The organism is Micromonospora sp. NPDC023814 (genome assembly GCF_040639595.1).
GTDB lineage: Bacteria > Actinomycetota > Actinomycetes > Mycobacteriales > Micromonosporaceae > Micromonospora.
Genome location: NZ_JBFAAF010000066.1, coordinates 1 through 19,241, shown reverse-complemented (window position 1 = coordinate 19,241; position 19,241 = coordinate 1). Strand labels below are relative to the sequence as shown.

Here is a 19,241-nt window from a genome sequence, read left to right as displayed (position 1 = left end):
CGTTGATGATCGCGGAAGGGCGGCCGCCTGAATGGGTGACTCCAGGACGCAGTGGTGGTTGGATGTCGTACGTACCCAGGCGGCCGAGGTGCTCGGTCGGCCGCGTGGTGACGTCACTGCCGACGGTGCCTTCGCCGAGCTTGGCTTCGACTCACTGACCGCGCTCGAACTGGCCGACCGGCTGTCCGAGGCGAGTGGGCTCCAACTGTCCGGCACCCTCGCCTTCGACTACCCCAACCCGTCGGCCCTGGCCGGGTACCTGGCCGAACAGGTCGGCGGCCCGGACGCGGACCCGCAACCGGGGCGCCGCGTGGCCACGCCGACGGCCGGCGAGCCGGACGGCACGCCCTCGGATGCGTCCGAGTCGATCGCCATCGTGGCGATGGCCTGCCGTTTCCCCGGCGGAGCGGCCACCCCCGAGGACTTCTGGACCTTCCTGGCCGACGGCCGCGACGGCATCGGGCCGTTCCCGACCGACCGGGGCTGGGACCCGCAGGTGTTCCATCCCGACCCCGACCGTCCCGGCTCCACCTACGCCCGCCACGGGGGGTTCCTCTACGACGCCGGCGACTTCGACGCCGGCTTCTTCGGCCTGTCGCCCCGCGAGGCGTTGGCCACCGACCCGCAGCAGCGGCTGATGCTGGAGATCTCCTGGGAGGCGCTGGAACGCGCCGGCATCGACCCGCGCACGCTGCGCGGAAGCCGCACCGGCGTGTACACCGGCGTCATCGCCGGCGACTACGCCCCGCGCCTCGGCGCCATCCCGCCGGAGGTCGCCGGCTTCCTGATGGCCGGCAACGCGTCCAGCATCGTCTCCGGCCGCGTGTCGTACACGTTGGGCCTCGAAGGACCCTCGCTGTCGGTCGACACCGCCTGCTCGTCGTCGCTGGTGGCGCTGCACCTGGCGGCCCGCTCGCTGCGTACCGGCGAGTGCGACCTCGCACTGGCCGGCGGGGTCACCGTGATCGGGACGCCGTTGGTGTTCACCGAGTTCAGCCGCCAGGGCGGGCTCTCCCCGGACGGGCGGTGCCGGTCGTTCGCCGCGTCCGCCGACGGCACCGGCTGGGCCGAGGGCGCCGGTGTGCTGGTCCTCGAACGGCTCGCCGACGCACGCCGGCACGGCCGGCGCGTCCTGGCGGTCCTGCGGGGCAGCGCGGTCAACTCCGACGGGGCGTCCAACGGCCTCACCGCGCCCAACGGTCCGTCCCAGCAACGCCTGATCGCCGACGCGCTCGCCGACGCGGGCCTCGACGCACCCGACGTGGACGTGGTGGAGGCGCACGGCACCGGCACCCGGCTGGGCGACCCGATCGAGGCTCAGGCGCTGACCGCCGCGTACGGCTCCGGCCGGCAGCGTCCGCTGTGGCTCGGGTCGGTCAAGTCGAACATCGGACACACCCAGGCGGCGGCCGGCGTGGCCGGGGTCATCAAGATGGTGCTGGCGCTGCGGCACGGCCGGCTGCCCCGCACGCTGCACGTCGACGAACCCACCCCGTACGTGGACTGGTCCGCCGGCCCGCTACGGCTGCTGACCGACGAGCAGCCCTGGCCGGCCGGCACCCGGCCGCGTCGCGCGGCGGTGTCGTCGTTCGGGATCAGCGGCACCAACGCGCACGTCATCGTCGAGGAGGCGCCGCAGGACGAGCCCGTCGCCCCGACCGACAGCGCGGCTGTGCCGGTGCCGCTGGTGCTCTCCGCGCGGACCGTCCCCGCGCTGCGCGAACATGCCCGCCGCCTCGACGCCTACCTCGACGCCCACCCCGACCTGCCGGCCCGCGCGGCGGCGGTCGCGGCAGCCCGCCGTACGGCGTTCGAACAGCGCGCCGTCGTCCTCGACCGCGACGCCCTCGCGGCGCTCGCCGCCGGGCAGGACGCCCCGGCCGTGGTCACCGGCACGGTAAGCGAGGGCAGGCTGGCCCTGGTCTTCCCCGGACAGGGATCGCAGCGACCCGGGATGGGGCGGGAACTCGCCGCGGTCGAACCGCGCTTCGCCGCCGCCCTGGACGAGGCCTGCGCCGCACTGGACCGGCACCTGGACCGTCCCATCCGCGCGGTCATCGACGGCGACCCGGACCTGCTGGACCAGACCGAGTACACCCAGCCGGCGCTGTTCGCCGTGGAGGTGGCGCTGTACCGGCTGCTGCGACACTGGGGCGTCCGGCCGGACTTCGTCCTCGGCCACTCGATCGGGGAGATCACCGCCGCCCACGTGGCCGGCGCGCTGTCGCTGGACGACGCCGCCCGCCTCGTCGTCGCCCGCGGACGGCTGATGCAGGCGCTGCCCGCCGGCGGCGCGATGGCCGCGATCCAGGCCACCCCGCAGGAGGTCGAGCCGCTGATCGCCGACCCCGCGGCGCAGGTCGGGCTCGCCGCCGTCAACGGCCCGACGTCGGTCGTCATCGCCGGCCCGCAGGGCGCGGTGCAGACCGTCGCCGACGCGTTCGCCGCACGAGGCCGCAGGACCACCCGGCTACGCGTCAGCCACGCGTTCCACTCCCCGTTGATGGAGCCGATGCTCGCGGACCTCGCCAAGCTGGAGGCGGACCTCACCCACCGGGCGCCGGAGATCCCGCTGGTCTCCAACGAGACGGGCCTGCCGGTGGACATGATCACACCGGGGCACTGGAGTCGGCACGCGCGGCAACCGGTGCGGTTCGCGCAGGGCGTACGCCGGCTACGCGAGCAGGGGGTGAGCCGGTTCCTGGAGGTCGGGCCCGGCGGCGTGCTGTCGGCCATGGTCCTCGACTCCGTCGGCGACCTGGACGCCGACACGGGTGACCCGACGATCGCCGTGCCGCTGCTGCGCGGCGGGCGCGACGAACGGGACTCCGCCTGGGGCGCGGTGGCTCGCCTGTTCGCCCACGGCGTGGACGTCGACTGGCCCGCGCTGGTCGGCGGGGACGTCCCGCCCGCGGAGCTGCCCACCTATCCGTTCCAGCACCGGCGGTACTGGTTGACCCAACCGGCCCGGCCGCTGCTCGGGGAGCCGGCCGAGACGCTGGACGCCGGAGTGCTGCTGACCGGCGAACTGTCGATCGCCGCCCAACCGTGGCTCGCCCAGCACCGCGTGGGCGGGGCGGTCGTCGTACCGGGCGCCCTGCTGGCGGAGCTGGCGGCGCGCGCGGGCGCGCACGCCGGCTGCCCCGAGGTGGTGGAGCTCCTCCTGCAGGCGCCGCTGGTGCTCCCCGAGGCCGGCGCCGTGGAGACCCGGGTGGTCGTCGCCGGGACGGACGGCGACCCGACCCGCCCGCTGACCATCCACGCGCGCCCACCCGGCGGAACGTGGACGCCGCACGCGACGGGAACCGTCGCCCCGGTGCGGACCAGCGACGCCACCCGGTTGAGGCTGTGGCCGCCGCCGGGCGCGGCGCCGTTGGACACGGACGGCTTCTACGACCGCCTGTGCGCCGGTGGCTACGACTACGGCCCGGTGTTCCAGGGTGTCGGCCGGGCGTGGCAGCGGGGCGACGAGATCTTCGCCGACGTGACGCTGCCCGCCGACGCCGCCGCGACCGAGGGTTTCCTGCTGCACCCGGCGCTGCTCGACGCTTCGCTGCACGCCCTCGCCCTGCTCGCCGACGCCGGCGCGGACGACGGGATCGCGCTGCCGTTCTCCTGGACGGGCCTACAGGTGCACGCCCGAGGCGCCACGGCGCTGCGGGTCCGGCTGACCCGCGACGGCGACGGTGTCGACGTCGTCCTCGCCGACCCGTCCGGTGCGCCGGTCGCCTCGGTCCGGCACGTCGCGCTGCGGCCGATCACCCCCGACCGGCTCGCCCTCGGGCCGTCCGGGTCGGGTGGCGGGTACGAGCTTCGCTGGGTGCCGGCCGCGCCGGTCCGATCCGACCAGCCGGTGGTCTGGCTCGACGAGTTGACGGCCAGCGACCAGGTTCCCGACCTCGTCTTCACCGAACTGCCGCCGGGCGGTGACGACCCGCACCCCACCGTCGCCGCCGCGCTCGACCTGGCACACCGCTGGCTGGTCGACCCCCGGTACCGCGCCGCCCGGTTGGCGGTGGTGACCCGGCGGGCCGTCGGCGACCAGTCCCGGGACCTCGCGCAGGCGGCGGCGTGGGGGCTGCTGCGGTCGGCGCAGTCCGAGCACCCCGGCCGGTTCGCGCTGATCGACCTGGACGACGACCCGGCGTCGCGGCAGGCGCTCGCCGCGGCCGGCTCCGCCGGAGAACCGCAGGTCGCCGTCCGCGCCGGCGGACTGCTGGTGCCTCGGCTGCGCCCGTCGGCCGCCGACAGCCTCGTCCCGGAGACCGGGGCCCCCACCGATTCCGAGGCCGTCACCCGCGTCGGACCACGGCCGTGGGCCCCGCAGGGCACCGTCCTCGTCACCGGCGCGACCGGCGCCATCGGCCGTCTCGTGGCACGGCACCTGGTCGAGCGGCGCAGGACGCGGCACCTGGTGCTCACGTCCCGGCGTGGAGCCGACGCCCCCGGCGCCGCCGACCTGGTCGGCGAGCTGACCGCGCTCGGCGCGGAGTCGGTGCGCGTCGTCGCCTGCGACGTCGCCGACCCGGCGGCCCTGACCGACCTGCTGGGGTCCATCCCCGCCGAGCATCCGCTCACCGCCGTGCTGCACCTGGCCGGTGCGCTGGACGACGGGGTCGTCGAGTCGCAGACCCCGCAGCGGGTGGCCGGAGTGCTGCGGCCGAAGGCGGACGGCGCACGGCAGTTGCACGAGCAGACCCGCGAGTGCGACCTGGCCGCGTTCGTGCTCTTCTCCTCCGCCGCCGGCCTGCTCGGCTCGCCCGGGCAGTCGGGTTACGCCGCCGCCAACGCCTACCTCGACGCCCTCGTCGAGCAGCGGCGCGCGCAGGGGCTACCGGGGCAGTCGCTGGCGTGGGGCCTGTGGGAGCTGCCGGACGGGATGGCCGAGCAGGTCAGCGACACCGGCCTGCGTCGCATGCGCGGGATCGGGCTGACGCCGTTGCCGCCGGGGCGCGGACTTGCCCTGCTGGAACGGGCGCTCGACTCGGACGCGGCGACGCCGGTCCTCGTCGACGTGGACAGCGCCCTGCTCGACGGGCACGACCGGCGGTCGGTGCCGCCGGTGCTGCACGACCTGATGGCCCCGGACCGCCCGGCCGGCGCGGACGTCGCCGGCCGGGGGCTGCCGGCCACCGCGTCGGTCGACCCGGTGACCGGCGGCGCGCCCGGCCCGGTCGGCGGCACCCAGGCGGGAGGCACGGACCTCGCCAGGACCCTGCCCGGGCTCGCTCCCGCCGAACAGGACCGGGTGCTGCGGGAGATGGTGCTCGCCGAGGCCGCCAGGGTTCTCGGCCACACCTCCGCCGCCGACCTGGACGGCACCCGGAGCCTGCCCGAGCTCGGGTTCGACTCGCTGACGGCGGTCGAGCTGCGTAACCGGCTCGCCACCGCGACCGGGCTGACCCTGCCAGCGACCCTGGTGTTGGACTACCCGAACGTGCGGGAACTGGTCGGCTACCTGCGTGGTGAGCTGCTACCCGAGCAGGCGTCCACCGCGCTCGGGGCGCTGGAGGAGCTGACCCGGCTGGAGTCCAGCCTGGCCAGCCTGACAATGGACGGTGTGGCGCGCAAGCGGCTCGCCGACGCCCTGAACCAGCTGCTGTCGCTGGTCGACACCGAGTCGGACAAGGTCGACGCGGCGAAGGACGACTTCTTCGACCTGCTCGACTAGGAGCCCGCCTCGGCCGTCGAGAAAGCGGGCCGTCCTCCATCCGATCGGGCGGCTGGAGGACGGCCCGCGGTCGCTCACCCGAGCGGGGCGGCCTCCACCACGGTGACCTCGATGTCGGAGCCGAACAGCCCGACCAGGATGTCCCGGATCGAGTCGCGCATCGCCGCGCACGCCACCGGGTCGATCAGGCTCGCCAGGGAGGCGATGCCCAGGTCGAATCGGCTGTCGAACTCGACCCGCACCCCCTCGTCGGCCTCGACGACCAGCCACGAGCCGGTGAACGTCGCGAAGTCGCCCGTGGTCTGTTCGAAGTCGATGCGGCGGTTGACCGGGTCGATCTCGTCGCGTTCGGTCCAGACGAGGATGCCCCGGCGGAAGTTCACCTCCCACTTCGACTCCACCTGGGTCGGGCTGACCTGGGTCACCCCGACCGTCCGTACGGTGTCGGTGAACTCCGGATACGCGGCGAAGTCGGCCAACCGGTCGAACGACTCCTTGGCGTCTGCCCTGGGTAGCAGAGCGTGCACGATGACGGAGCACTCCATCGCGGGTGGCCTCCTTAGCTCGGGTTGACGATCACTGCGGCAACCCCCGGATCAGGTGACGCAGGCTGACCCGCCACGCGTCCTCGGCCTGCGCCGGGGTCATCGCGTCCGGTCCGCCGGGAATCGTGCCGAACGACGTCGGCAGCAGTTCGGGGATGATGACCAGCCCGCAGACGGCCACCACGCCGTCCAGCCGCGCCAGGTCCTCGGGAGGTAGGACGTCCGCGAACGCCGGCCGGACCAGCCGGTCCACGATGGACGGATCCGCGATCCGGCCGTCGGGTATGTCCATGCCGCACTCGCGGGCGGTTTCCGTCACCAGTTCGAGGTAACGCTCCACCGGGATGCCGGCGGGCCCGGCGGTCAGCCAGTAGTCGCCCTTGCGCAGGTCGGCGTCGAGCACCGCGCGGATTCCCTGCGCGACCATGTCCTGGGGGACGAGGTCGAAGAACGTGCCGGGATGCGCCGGGATGAACGGGAGCTTGCCGGTCACCAGGTACTCGGCGAGCTGGTGCACTCCCTGGGGCTGACGGATGACGCCGGTACGGGAGTCGCCGATGACGATCGCGGGCCGGACGATCACCGCGTCGATGCCGCTGTCGCGGACCGTCTGCTCGCCGAGGTACTTCGACGTGACGTACTCGTCGGTCCGCGCGGCCACCTTCTCGGTGCCTAGCCTGCCGCCGCCACCGGCGCGGCCGTACCGGGACACGTAGGCGGTGCTGACGTGGACCAGGGTGGCGTCCGCCTCGGCGGCGAACTCGACGACCCGGCCGAGGCCCTCGATGTTGAGCCGGTCCACCTCCGCCTGGTCGGCGGAGAAGTTGACGATGGCGGCCGAGTGGACGACCGCGTCGACCTCGGCGCACAGCTCGCGGTAGGCGCGGCGGTCGAGCCCGAGCGACGGGGCGTGCAGGTCCAGCCGGACCACCCGGTTCGAGCCGCCCGGCAGGCGCCGGTAGGCGGCGGCGATCACGTCGTACCCGGAGAGCTCGGCCAGTACGGCGGTGCCCACGACGCCGCTGGCCCCGGTGACCAGGACGGTACGTCGCGTCATGCGGGGGAGTCGCTTCCGGTGGCGGGGAAACGCGCGGCCAGAGCGGCGCAGGCCCGCTCGAACGAGGCGACCAGCCGTTCTTCCTCGTCGGGGGTCATCGTGGCGGGCGGGGTGAGCCGCAGCACCGGGTGCGCGTTCATCGAGTGGTTGACGACCACGTCGTTGTCGAGCAGGTCCATCAGGAACTCCGCGGCGTGCATTCCGGAGCGGAACTCCACTCCGATGAGCAGCCCGGCGCCGCGTACGTCGGCCACCAGGTGCCCGATCGACCGCACCGTCTCGGTGATCGCCGCAAGTAGCCGCGCGCCCAGGTCGGCCGCCCGCTCCACCAGCTTCTCCTCCCTGATCACCTCGACCGTCGCGCGGACGGCGGCCATGGCGAGGGGGTTTGCGGAGAACGTGGACGTGTGCAGGTAGGGGTCCTTGTCGAACGGGGCGAACGTCTCCGCGGTCGCCAGGGTCGCCGCGACCGGCACCAGCCCGCCGCTGAGCGCCTTGCCGACCAGCAGGACATCCGGCCGTACGCCGTCGCGGTCCGCCGCCCACCAGGTCCCGAGCCGCCCCAGCCCGGTCATCACCTCGTCCAGGACGAGCATCGCACCCCGATCGCGGCACAGCGTCTCGACCGCCTTGAGATAGCCGGGCTGGGGGATGATCACCCCGCCCTCGCTCTGCACCGGCTCGACGACCACGCAGACGTCACGGTCGACGACGGCGGCGAGTTCGTCCAGGTCGCCGAACCTGACGTGGGTGACCTCGGGCAGCAGCGGGCGGAACGGGTCCTGATAGAGCGACCGCGCGGTGAGCGACAGCGCGCCGACGGTCTTGCCGTGGTATCCGCTGTGCATGGAGACCAGCCGGTGTCGCCCGTTCGCCCGGGCGATCTTGATCGCGGTCTCCACCGCCTCCGCGCCCGAGTTGGAGAAGTGCACCTTGACCAGGCCCTCCGGCGCCACCGAGGTCAACGCCTCGGCGGCCCGGGCGGCGGGCTCGTTCAGCAGCACCCGGGTGGACAACGCCTGCCGTTCGAGCTGGTCGCGCACCGCCGTGAGCACGGCCGGATTCCCGGCGCCGACGAAGAACACGCCGTAGCCGGCGCAGTTCAGCAGTTGACGACCGTCCGCGGTGTGCACCACGGCGCCCGTGGCGCCGACCTCCAGTGGTGTGTGGAGCATGGCGGCGACCCGACCCAGCCCCTCGCCGAGATGGCGGCGGTAGATATCGAAGACACTGGAGGACACGGCGGAAGTCTGCCCGAACGGCACGACTCGATCAATGGTCTACTCAGGACAGCGGTCGATGACCGAACAGCCGACCCGTCGAGCATTGCTGCGGGCCTTGACCTTGCTCTAGGGTGCCGGCGTGGACACGTACAGCGAGATCATTTACTCCGTTTCGGACCGGATCGCCACGGTCTCGCTCAACCGTCCCGAGGAGCGCAACGGCTACACGCTGCGGATGGCCGACGAACTCGCGCACGCGTTCGACCGCGCCGACCGCGACGACGACGTCCGGGTCGTCGTCCTCACCGGCACGGGTGAGCACTTCTGCGCCGGGTTGGACATGTCCGTGACGGAGTTCGACACCCCCGACGACCCGGAGGCCGAGTGGGCGGAACCGGCGGGACGGTGCTCGATGCGGATCTTCGCGATGAACAAGCCGGTCATCGCCGCGATCCGGGGCGCGGCCGTCGGCGCGGGAGCCACCATCATCCTGCCGGCCGACTACCGGCTCGCCGCCACCGACGCGCGATTCGGGTACGTCTTCAGCCGGCGCGGCATCTACGCCGAGGGCGCGTCCACCTGGTTCCTCCCGCGGCTGGTCGGGATGGGCTGCGCGCTCGACTGGATGATCAGCGGGCGGGCGTTCGACGCCGCCGAGGCGCTCTCGGCCGGCCTGGTGCACAGCGTCCACGAGCCGGAGCACCTGCTCGACAAGGCGTACCAGCTCGCGCGGACCATCATCGCCACCACCGCGCCGGTGTCCGTGGCGGTCATCCGGCAGATGCTGTACCGGACCAGCGCGCTGGACTCGCCGTACCCGGCGCACCGGCTGGACTCGCGACTCTCCGCCGAGGCCCTGACCAGCGCGGACGCGCGGGAGGGCTTCGACTCCTTCCGGCAGCGACGGCCTCCGGCCTTCCCCGGGCGGGTCAGCAGCGACCTGCCCGACCACCTCCCGTGGAGGAACGAATGACGTCTATGGTTGCGGCATGACTGCGGGAGCGGCCGGGCACGGTCCGGAAATCGCCGAACAGATCACCGTCGCGGCACCGGCGGGGACGGTCTACGCGGCCGTTGCCGACGTACGCCGGATGGCCCGCTGGAGCCCGGAGTGCGTCGCGGTCTGGGTCACCCGGCGCGACGACGGGCAGCCGCGACGGTTCGTCGGCTGGAACCGCCGGGGCCCGTTGCTGTGGTTCACCACCTGCCGGGTCGTCACCGCGACGCCGGGCAGCGAGTTCGCCTTCGACGTCACCACCTTCGGCCAGCCGGTGGCCCGCTGGGGCTACCGGTTCAGCGAGACCGACGGCGGCACCGAGGTGACCGAGTACTGGCAGGACCGGCGCAACGGGACGGCCCGCGTTCTCGGCCGGATCTTCACCGGCAGGGCGTCGGGCGACCGCCCGACCGTGAACCGGAACGGCATGCGGGAGACCCTGCGCCGGCTGAAGCGGGAGCTGGAAGCGGCCTGACCCCGCGGCGGCCGACCGCGTCACGCCGCCCAGGCAACCGGCCGCGTCGGCGACCCCGGATCCGACCTCGGGCCCGCCGCCCGGCGTGCCGGCCCTCGGGACCGGAGGTTCGGTCACGCGCCTGACCCGACGGCGAACCCGGCCTTGACCCGAGGACGGGTAGGGCCGGGTTCGGCGGGCGGGGTCATGCCCCCGTCGTCGCCAGCGTGCGCTCCTGCTGCGGGGCCGCGGGCAGGTCGTGCGACACGCGCGGGAGCCATTCCAGCCACCGGGGCAGCCACCAGTTCTTCTCGCCGAGCAGGGCCATGACCGCCGGCAGCAGTACCGCGCGGACGATCGTCGCGTCGAGCAGCACGGCTGCGGCGAGCCCGACGCCGAGCTGCTTGGGAGCGGCCATCGGCAGCGTGGCGAACAGCGCGAACACGGCCACCATCACCGTCGCCGCGCTGGTGATGACCCCGGCCGTGCGGGTGATCCCCTCGGTGACCGCCAGCCGGGTCGGTAGTCCTCGGTCGTGGCCCTCCCGGATCCGGCTGACGACGAAGACGTGGTAGTCCATCGACAGCCCGAACAGGATGACGAACAGGAACAGCGGCATCCAGTTGGTGATGCCGTCGGCGGCGCGGAAGTCGAGCAGCGACTCGAAGTGACCGTACTGGAAGACGTAGACCAGCATGCCGTAGGCCGCGGCGACGGACAGCAGGTTGAGCAGCACGCCGGTGACGGCCACGACGACGGACCGGAACGACACCAGCAGGAGCAGGAAGGCCAGGCCGAGAACGAACCCGAAGACCAGCGGCAGGGACTTCGCGAGCTGGTCGTTGAAATCCTGGGAGGTGGCGGTGGCGCCGGTGACGCCGACCCAGGCGTCGGGCAGCCGGCCGAGGGTCGCCGGCAGCGCGGTTCCGCGCAGGGTCGCCAGGGCCTCCTCGGAGGTGCGGTCCCCGCCGGAGCCGGACAGCCCGACGCTGACGACGGCGACCGTACCGGCGGGGTTGACCTCGACCGTGATCGGCTCGTGCAACCGGCCGGTCGCCAACGCCTGCTCCTTGAACGCCGCCATCGCACCGTTCCAGGCGGGCCCCGTGACCTGCGGGGCCTTGACCACGATCTCGGCCGGGGCGGCGCCGCCTGGGAACGCCGTCTGGATCGCCACGAACGCCTGCGCGATCGGCGCGCTCGGAGACAGGTCCTCGACACCCTCCCCCTTCGTACACAGGTCCAGTGCGGGTGCGGCGAGCGCGCCGAGAGCCACGGCGGCGAGCACCGCCGAGACCAGCGGGCGACGCAGGACGAGCCGCAGAACCGTGCCCCACACCCGGCCGTCGGAACGGGTGCGGTACAGGACGGGGATCCGGCCCGAATCGACGCGGTCGCCGAGCGCGGACAGCAGCGCCGGCAGGACCGTCAGCGAGCCGAGCACCGCGGTCGCGATGACGAGGATGGTGCCGACGGCAAAGCTGACGAAGGTGGTGTCACGGGTGAGGAACATGCCGGCCATGGCGACGATGACGGTCAGCCCGGAGATCCAGACCGACCGGCCGGAGGTCTGCGCGGCGATGACCAGCGCGCGCTGCGGATCCGCGCCGTTGCGGCGTTCGTCGCGCTCCCGGCGGATGTAGAACAGGCAGTAGTCGACGCCGACGGCCAGCCCGACGAGCAGCATGACGTGCATGGTGGTGTCGACGGTCGGCGCCAGGTGGCTGGTGAAGCCGAGCAGGCCGATCGCGGCGACGACGGCGGTGATGGCGAGCCCGACCGGCAGCAACGCGGCGGCGACCGCGCCGAAGGCGACGAACAGGATGCCGAGGGTGACCGGGATGGAGAGCATCGACAGCCTGGTCAGGCCGGCGTCGAGGTCGTCGCCGACGAGTTTGTCGCTGCTGGCGTCGCCGGCCTGCGCGATGTACAGCTGCGGGTGCGCCCGCTGGACGGCGGCGACGGCGTCGAGGACCGGCCCGACCCGGTCCTTGGCAGTCCGCGGGTCGCCGTGCATGGCGAAGGTGAGCAGCGCCGACTTCCCGTCCCCGGAGATCACCGGCGGCTCCATCGCGTCGGTGGCGCCGGTGGCCTGCACGGCGGCGGTGACCTCGGCGATGGCGGCCCGCCCCTCCGGACCGTCCACCGTCGATGTGCGCGAGCTGACGATCACCATCTCGCCGGCGTGCTCTGTGGGGAAGCCGGCCTGTTCGACGATACGGTCGGCGTGGCCGGACTCGCCGAGGCCGAAGTCGCTGTCGGTCGCCTTGACGATGCCGGCCTGCCCACTCAGGACGGTGACGCCGACGACGAAGACCAGCCAGCCGAGTATGGCGAGCGTGCGGTGACGGGCACTCCACACCGCGACGTGCGCCGCGACGCCGGTGACGTCTTCCCTGGATCTCATGGCTCGAACGGTATGGAGCGCGACGGGGCGGGTCGATCCCGTGAGCCTCCTGGTGGGGGTGGGGACAGCCCTACCTTGACGACCGGGGCGGGGCGGATGGACGTACCGGCCGGCTGGCACCTGCGAGTTCGCGCACCCAAGGCAAGATCCCATTGCGTCGCCCTCGTCCTACGACGCGGGCAAGAAGATCAACGGTTCGTCATCACCGACACTTCGGGCCTGCTGGGGGTACGTCGCCGTCACTCCGGCTGACGGCTTGATCCAGACCGCCCACCCGGGCTGCGCCGCGTGTCCGGAGGCCCGCCCGGCCGCATGTGCCAGGTGGCCCTCGACGAGCACCTTCGCGTCACCGGGCAGCGGCCGGGGCGCGGAAGCGGTTCCTCAGTCGCCGCGATCAGCAGGCCGGCGGCTCCCCCGACGGCGGTGGGTAGGTGCCACCACGAGCCGCGCAGGTGGCAGCGCCGCCTGGCAGCATCTAGCCGCTACCGGACCTAGGCGGACAGAACGGTCCTTACGCCCCAGTGAACGTGAATCAACTACTTATAGCACCCCAAGGGCCAGATGTTGCGAAACCCGGAAAAGCCCTCTTGTTTCATATGAATCGGCCTAACGTTCCTCATGGCTCGTCCTCCTGAGCCGACCAGAAGGGAGTGAGGAACATGTCGATGAGGTTCTTGACCAAGCTCGCCGGCGGGGTGGTGCTGGGCAGCGCCGCCCTGCTGCTCGCTGCGCCCGCCACCGCGCTCGCCGCGACCGACGAAGGTCCCAAGGAGCCCACGACCTCGAACCAGGGGCAGGCGAAGAAGAAGTCAGACGACAAGCCGAAGACCTTCAGCCTGCAGGACAAGAAGGGTAACGGGGTCACCTGCGCTACCAACAAGCAGATCAACGAGCAGAACATCACCCAGATCATCAAGGACAACACCATCACGAACAGCATCGTCACCTTCAACCTGTCCGCGGCGCAGTCAGCGTCGAACGACAACAGGACCCAGCCGAACAACATCGTCGTCTGCATCCGCGACCTCGACGTGGAGGTGGATGTCGAGACCGATCTGCTCGCCGACCTCCTCGGGATGGTCGAGGCCGGTATCGGCAAGGCTGGTTCGCCGGTGGGCCAGCCTGCCGGCAGCAGCGGCGCGTACGCGGGTCCGGACGGAGCCTGGGTGTTGCCGAGGACGGCCGGCGTCGCGGCCGGTGACGGTGGCGCGCTCTCCGACACCAACACCGGTGCCCTGACGGCGGCCGGTGCCGGCATGATGGGCGTTGGCGTGCTCGGTGGCATCGCACTGCTGCGTCGGCGGTCCGCCAATGGCACTGTCGCCTAGAGCGGCCAGGAGCGCCAGCGGCCGCCACGGATTCCCGTGGCGGGCCGCTGGCCTCGTCCTGGTCGTCCTCATCACGCTTACCGGAGCAGGACTGATCACGGTCGCCGCCACGGCTCCTGATCCGGTCGGGCCGCCGCAGCCCGACCCCGCCGCCGCACCGCAGTCCCTGCTCTCACCGTTGGTGGACGAACCCACCACACCAGACCCGACGCCGAGCGAAGCCAACGCGTCGCCGGCCGGGACGACCCACGGCGAGGCGCACAGTGCTCGCGGCCGCCTCGAAGCCGATCCCGGGTCCACCGCGACCCGCCCGTCTCCCGCACCGAAGGTGGCCGGGATGCCGCGATCGCAGCCCACCCGCATCAGGATCCCGCGGATCGGCGTCGACGCGCCGACGGTTCCGCTCGGGCTGGACCGGAACCAGCAGATCGCGGTCCCGCCGCTGAATCAGCCCAAGACGGCCGGGTGGTACAAGCTGGGACCAAGTCCCGGTGAGGTCGGGACCGCGGTGGTGGTGGGCCACGTCGACTCACGCGCCACGGGTCGGGCGGTCTTCTACCGCCTGGGCGCGCTGAAACCCGGAGACACCATCGAGGTGCCCCGCCAAGACGGCAAGAAGGCCCGCTTTGTCGTCGACGGGGTGGCCCGCTACCCGAAGAAAAAGCTCCCGCTTAGCCTGGTCTACGGTCACACCGGCAAGGCGCAGCTCCGCGTGATCACCTGCGGTGGCGACTACGACAAGGCAGCGAAGTCGTACAAGGACAACATCGTGGTGTTCGCGACGCTGGCGTCCTGACCACCACCGTTCGCTGCGTTGGTGGCACGCCGCCCTCTCACGCTATTGACGGAACAGCCACGTCATCGCCTCCAGGCTCTTGCTCACGTAGGCGTCCTGCCCGGTGTCGACTCCGTACATCACGTCCTCGAACAGGGTGCATCGGGCGTAGAAGACCGCCCGGTCGTGCAGGCCCGTGCGGTCGGGCCCAGGTGCGTCGTACCTGGCTAGGGCGAGGTCGAGTGCGTGTGGGCCAAGGTCGCGACAGATCAGGCCGAAGTCGTAGGCGGGGTCGGCGATGGCGGCGTCACTCCAGTCGATGATGCCGGTGACCTCACCGTCGTCGGGGTCGACGAGGACATGTTCGATGCCGAGATCATTGTGGGTGAACACCGACGTGTGCGGTTCTGGCGGCGGGGTGGACTGGAAGAAGGCGTCGACGGCTGGCCGGTGCCGAGGTGGGATGTGCCCGGCGACAACCGAGTAGAACTCCTCGGCGTCGCGGTGCCACTCGATCAGCGGCGTGTCGTCGATGTCGACCAGCCCGGCCACGCGGTCGGCGGGGATGGCGTGAAGAGCGCGGAGCAGTTCACCCAGGGCGGTCGCGACTGACGGGATCAGCGCCGCGCGCGATGTCTCACGAATCGACAGGAGTGGGCGGCCGCGCAGTTTGGGGTACGCCAGAACACCGGTTTCGGCCGCCGCGAGCAGTGGTTGGGGCACCGGTAGAGGTGATGCGGGTGCGACCACCTGTAGTAGCTGACATTCACGGATCGCGCGGGCGGTGCGTTCGTCGGAGTCGGGGTCTTTGGAGATTCGGACCACGAGGTTGTCGTTCACCTCGTACGAAATGTTGTCCAGGCCTGCCCCGAGCGGGACCACCGACGTGACATGAATGTCGGGCAGGTGGGCGGACACCGTTCGCAGTGCGGTTTGTTGATCGTCCCACTCGGATAGGGCTGGGCCGGCTTGCCCGGGCATGGAGCCTCCACGGTGTGATGCGATGACTGGCGTCGGGGATGAAAAGGCTGAAGTGGTCTTGGATGTCTCCGCGTATGCAACGGTGGCCGGTGGACGATCTATGCGCGACACCGTTGGCGTCGGCGTGGCCGGAAACCCATCACAGCGAGGCCGACAATCACGGTGACCACGCCGGCGGCCAGCCAGCCGGGTGACCCACCCGTGACGGGTTGACAGTCGGCGACGCACAGGATCGGCCTTATCCGGATGAGGTCGGCCCCCTGCAGCATCCATAACAGGCCGAGCAGGACGAGGGTCATTCCGGCGACCACCCTCGCGGTCCTACGCCATCTCACGGCCACGCCCCTTCCGGTTGGGTGAGGGATGGGATGCGCCAGGGGTATCCCGCAGTCGGTGTCGCTGTCGCGAGGCCGGCAACCGGCGGCGAGTCGCCGGCCCGGCGCCAACGGCCGGGATGGGGGATGGCAGTGGTGAAGCCCTGGGTGGGCACCGCCTCGGAGATGCCGACGAGGTGGGGCTGGGGCATGCTGCTCCGTTTGGCTAGGCTCAAGTAATCAAGCAACCTTAGAAGGCGAGATTATAAGGTGCCCGAAGGATCCACAAGCGACCAGCCGTTCCTCCCGCAGCTCATCGGTCAGGCGTTCAACCTGATCCTCGACCAACTCCACCACCACCTCGTCGAGACCGGACACGGCGATCTGCGGCCCACCCACTACCTCAACGTGTTCCGGTTCATCGACTGTGACGGCACCCGGCCCACCATCCTGGCCAGGCGAGCCGGGATGACCCCTCAGGCGATGAGCGAGCTTGTGGGTTACCTGGAACAACGCGACTACGTGCGGCGTGTCCCTGACCCCACCGACGGCCGCGGTCGCGTCGTCGTCTACGCCGACCGCGGCACCCGGGCCGCCGAGGTCGCCACGAGATTCTTCGCGGACCTGGAGGCCCGCTGGGGGGCCGTGGTCGGACACGACCGCCTCCAGGACGTGACGTCCGCACTCGCCCAGATCCTCAACGCCTCTCCTCGTGGAGCCGACACGTCGAGAGTCCCCGCACCGTGACACCGTCGCCCCAACACTCGCCGACCGGCGGGAAGCCCCAGCTTCCACCACGACACGAGGACGGCTGGCGTCGAACGCCGGTCTTCGCCGGCCCGTCATGCTCGAGCTGCGGCACGGTGGTCGCCCGGCCCCACTCGGTGTCCAGCGGCGTGGCGTACGCCGCGGATCGGGATGCCCGGCCACCTGGGCAGGCTCGCCGGCGCCGGCGACGTGCAGCCCAGCCGTCACGGCTCGGCGCGGTCAGCCGGCCGGCGGGATCTTCCAGACCTCGTTGAAGGCGATGCTGTCGAAGAACGCCGTCCCGTCGACCACCTTGCCGTCGCGGAAGGTCAGGAACCAGGCGACGGTGCTGTCGTGGGTGGTGCCGGCGACGGTGACGCCGGTGCCGTCGAACACGGCGATGACGGTGTTCGCGTCCGGGTCCTCGTAGATCGCCCGCACGTGCACCGGCCGGTACGGGCTCTCCGGCCTGAATCGCGCGTCGAACGGCCGCAGCGCCTGGGTGACGAAGTCGTCGACGCCGTGGTACGTGCGCGACACCGCCGAGTTGCCCACGATCTCCCACCGCACGTCGGGAGCAAGGATGTCGGAGATGGCGCCGGTGCCGGCGGACCAGTTCGCGAGGGCGCGGGAGACGACGTCCCGGTTCGTCGCCATGAGGCGGACCGCCCTTCTCCTGTCGCGCGGGCGCCGCAGCCGGGCCCGCGCGGCGGCTCGATCGTTCGTGCCGTCAGGTGTTCGGGCCCACTGTATCGACGGTCAGGTCGACCGAGGCCAAGTCGGCGGATCGCGGAAGTCGTACGGCTGCGGCCCGCTATGGTCGCGGCCGCGACGACTGCTGCCAGCACGCACCCCCGCCGGGAGGGGCCGCCGTCGCCGGTCGTCGGGCGGCTGCGGCGGCGAGATCCAGGTGACCAGCACGACCGAGATGATCATGAGGAGGAACCACGACGCGAGCTTCTCCGGCGAAACCGGGTGCCAACCGCTCATCTGGCTCGGGTAGAGCCAAGCCTGCGACCAGGTGGCGACGTTCTCCGCGAGCCAGATGAAGAGGGCGACGAGGAGGAAGGCCAGCAGGAGCGGCATGCGCAAGCGGAACCGGAACACGCGGAACTGCATGACACAGCGCCCGAACACCAGCGCGACGACGGCGACGAGCACCCATCGCACGTCCAGGACGTAGTGGTTGCCGAAGAAGTTGGCATAGATCGCGGTGGCCACGACAGCCGTCACCCAGCGTTTCGGGTAACGCGCGAAACGCAGGTCGAACAGCCGGTTGACCCGGACCATGTAGGAGCCGACGGCGGCGTACATGAAGCCGCTGAAGAGGGGCACCCCGGCAAGTCGCAGGACCCCGTCGGGCGCGTAGGACCACGAGCCGACGTGGGTCTTGAACAGCTCCATGGCCGTGCCGACGAGGTGGAACAGGACCACCACCCGCAGTTCGCGCAGGGTTTCCAGGCGTCCGGCCACCATCCCGATCTGGATGGCGACCGCGGCGAGAGTCAGGAAGTCGTTGCGGGCGAGTGCCGCGTCCGCCGGGTACCAGAGGCGCGCCGCGAGGATGACCGCCAGCATCGCCGCACCGAACACGCACGCCCAGGCCTGTTTGAGCCCGAAGACCACGAACTCGGCCAGCCAGCAGATCGGCCCACGCTCGGGCAGCCGTGCCAGGACCGCGCGGAAGCGGGCATCGATCGCGCGTTCGGCCGTGGTCAGGGCGGCTGGTCCGGACGGGGTACGCATCACCGCGACGCTATCGGCCGGCCCAGCCCGAGCCCGCGCCGGTGGGCGGTGGGTGCCCTGCTCCGGGAGGTCATCCCTACCAGCACGGCCGACGCGGCGTCCTGTCGCTCAGCGGAGTCCACCGCAGGTCACCCCGTCTGCTCAGCCGGCCGGAACTCGTGCACCACCTTCAGGACCGACGAGGTGCCGGATTGGCTGCCCTCGGCCGATCGGCGGGGCGGAGATCCGTCGACCGGGCTCGAACCGGCGTCCTGCCGGTCCCTAGTGCGGTGTCCACTAACGTTCACCGGGTGTCCGGTGGGGTGTTGTGGATCCTCGCCGTGTGGGCGAGCGACTCCCCACCAACGGTTGGTGGGGCGGGCCACCGCGGGCCAAACTGATCCTCGCGCCGCCCTGGGGGCGGCGGGGGTCACGTCGGGACTGGCCGGCGCCGGGTAGGTGCCGGCCGGCTCGACGGTGCGTGACCACCCCAGGCAACACGACGTCTGTCGGGGTGGTGGGTCCGCCGCCCGGGGTGCGGGTGGCGATGCTGGCCGCCGCGACCAGGTCACGGTGGCCCGAAAACTGGCAGTGCGGGCAGGTCAGGGTCCGCCCCCGCGGCTTCGGCACGCGTTGACGGCAGGCAGGGCAGGTCGACGAGGTGCCGCGTTCGTCGACGAGGTGGACGGTGATGCCGGCGAGGGTGGCCTTGTCGGTCAGGATCTGAAGGAGCCGGCCGATCTGCCACTGCCGTAGCCGCAGGTTGTGCCGCCGCCCCGCCCGTATCTGAAGGACGCCGCGTGGGTCGCCGACGTGCAGCACCCCGACCCGCTGGCCGACAGCCCAGGCCACGACGGTACGGGCGGCCTCGTGCTGGGCCTGCCGCACCCGCCGCCGATGCCGACCCTCCACCGCCCGCGCTCGGGCCCGGTACTTCCGCCACCGCCGTGACCCCCGCTGACCCGGCCTCGGCACCCGCCGGGCCACAGCGCGACGGCGGGCTTTGGTGTCGGCCAG

Annotated in this window: 14 protein-coding genes; 6 read left to right on the top strand and 8 right to left on the bottom strand. The window is 72.0% G+C overall.

Features of this window, described 5'->3' with window-relative positions; translation table 11 throughout:
• Positions 1-31: 31 nt before the first annotated feature.
• Complete coding sequence (locus AB0G14_RS27450; RefSeq protein WP_357702192.1) at positions 32-5,671, top strand: SDR family NAD(P)-dependent oxidoreductase; 5,640 nt, start codon at positions 32-34, stop codon at positions 5,669-5,671.
• A gap of 74 nt (positions 5,672-5,745) precedes the next feature.
• Here AB0G14_RS27450 and AB0G14_RS27445 read toward each other — a convergent pair whose 3' ends face one another.
• Genes AB0G14_RS27445 through AB0G14_RS27435 form a run of 3 tightly spaced genes read right to left on the bottom strand, consistent with a single transcriptional unit; the run spans position 5,746 to position 8,514 of the window.
• Positions 5,746-6,216: an SRPBCC family protein gene (locus AB0G14_RS27445; RefSeq protein WP_357702190.1), complete on the bottom strand. Its 471-nt coding sequence runs from the start codon at positions 6,214-6,216 to the stop codon at positions 5,746-5,748.
• Between the two features lie 31 nt (positions 6,217-6,247).
• Positions 6,248-7,273: an SDR family oxidoreductase gene (locus AB0G14_RS27440; protein ID WP_357702188.1), complete on the bottom strand. Its 1,026-nt coding sequence runs from the start codon at positions 7,271-7,273 to the stop codon at positions 6,248-6,250.
• Complete coding sequence (locus AB0G14_RS27435; protein ID WP_357702186.1) at positions 7,270-8,514, bottom strand: aminotransferase class III-fold pyridoxal phosphate-dependent enzyme; 1,245 nt, start codon at positions 8,512-8,514, stop codon at positions 7,270-7,272. The genes AB0G14_RS27440 and AB0G14_RS27435 overlap by 4 nt, the downstream gene beginning before the upstream one ends.
• A 121-nt stretch (positions 8,515-8,635) precedes the next feature.
• Between AB0G14_RS27435 and AB0G14_RS27430 the strand changes: the two genes are divergently transcribed.
• Positions 8,636-9,469: an enoyl-CoA hydratase-related protein gene (locus AB0G14_RS27430; protein WP_357702184.1), complete on the top strand. Its 834-nt coding sequence runs from the start codon at positions 8,636-8,638 to the stop codon at positions 9,467-9,469.
• A gap of 16 nt (positions 9,470-9,485) precedes the next feature.
• Complete coding sequence (locus AB0G14_RS27425; protein ID WP_357702182.1) at positions 9,486-9,968, top strand: SRPBCC family protein; 483 nt, start codon at positions 9,486-9,488, stop codon at positions 9,966-9,968.
• Between the two features lie 184 nt (positions 9,969-10,152).
• Here the strand turns inward: AB0G14_RS27425 and AB0G14_RS27420 are convergent, their stop codons facing one another.
• Positions 10,153-12,354, bottom strand: coding sequence for an MMPL family transporter (locus AB0G14_RS27420; protein ID WP_357702180.1), 2,202 nt, complete (start codon positions 12,352-12,354; stop codon positions 10,153-10,155).
• A 659-nt stretch (positions 12,355-13,013) separates the two neighbouring features.
• Between AB0G14_RS27420 and AB0G14_RS27415 the strand changes: the two genes are divergently transcribed.
• Together AB0G14_RS27415 and AB0G14_RS27410 are read left to right on the top strand one after the other, a co-directional pair.
• Positions 13,014-13,682, top strand: a complete 669-nt coding sequence (locus AB0G14_RS27415) for a hypothetical protein (RefSeq protein ID WP_357702178.1) — start codon at positions 13,014-13,016, stop codon at positions 13,680-13,682.
• 181 nt (positions 13,683-13,863) lie between these two features.
• The gene (locus AB0G14_RS27410) at positions 13,864-14,478 is read left to right on the top strand and encodes a class F sortase (protein WP_357702176.1); all 615 of its coding nucleotides are present in this window, start codon (positions 13,864-13,866) and stop codon (positions 14,476-14,478) included.
• Between the two features lie 42 nt (positions 14,479-14,520).
• Here the strand turns inward: AB0G14_RS27410 and AB0G14_RS27405 are convergent, their stop codons facing one another.
• On the bottom strand, positions 14,521-15,375 hold the full coding sequence (locus AB0G14_RS27405) for a phosphotransferase (RefSeq protein ID WP_357702174.1): 855 nt from the start codon (positions 15,373-15,375) through the stop codon (positions 14,521-14,523).
• Positions 15,376-16,022: 647 nt separating this feature from the next.
• On the opposite strand from AB0G14_RS27405, the gene AB0G14_RS27400 reads away from it, so the two are divergent.
• Positions 16,023-16,499, top strand: a complete 477-nt coding sequence (locus AB0G14_RS27400; RefSeq protein WP_357702172.1) for a MarR family winged helix-turn-helix transcriptional regulator — start codon at positions 16,023-16,025, stop codon at positions 16,497-16,499.
• 240 nt (positions 16,500-16,739) lie between these two features.
• Here AB0G14_RS27400 and AB0G14_RS27395 read toward each other — a convergent pair whose 3' ends face one another.
• The 3 genes from AB0G14_RS27395 to AB0G14_RS27385 all read right to left on the bottom strand — a co-directional run bounded on the left by AB0G14_RS27395 (position 16,740) and on the right by AB0G14_RS27385 (position 19,241).
• Positions 16,740-17,156, bottom strand: coding sequence for a nuclear transport factor 2 family protein (locus AB0G14_RS27395; protein WP_357702170.1), 417 nt, complete (start codon positions 17,154-17,156; stop codon positions 16,740-16,742).
• 102 nt (positions 17,157-17,258) lie between these two features.
• Complete coding sequence (locus AB0G14_RS27390; RefSeq protein ID WP_357702168.1) at positions 17,259-18,245, bottom strand: DUF817 domain-containing protein; 987 nt, start codon at positions 18,243-18,245, stop codon at positions 17,259-17,261.
• A gap of 276 nt (positions 18,246-18,521) precedes the next feature.
• Positions 18,522-19,241: a transposase gene (locus AB0G14_RS27385; RefSeq protein ID WP_357702166.1), complete on the bottom strand. Its 720-nt coding sequence runs from the start codon at positions 19,239-19,241 to the stop codon at positions 18,522-18,524.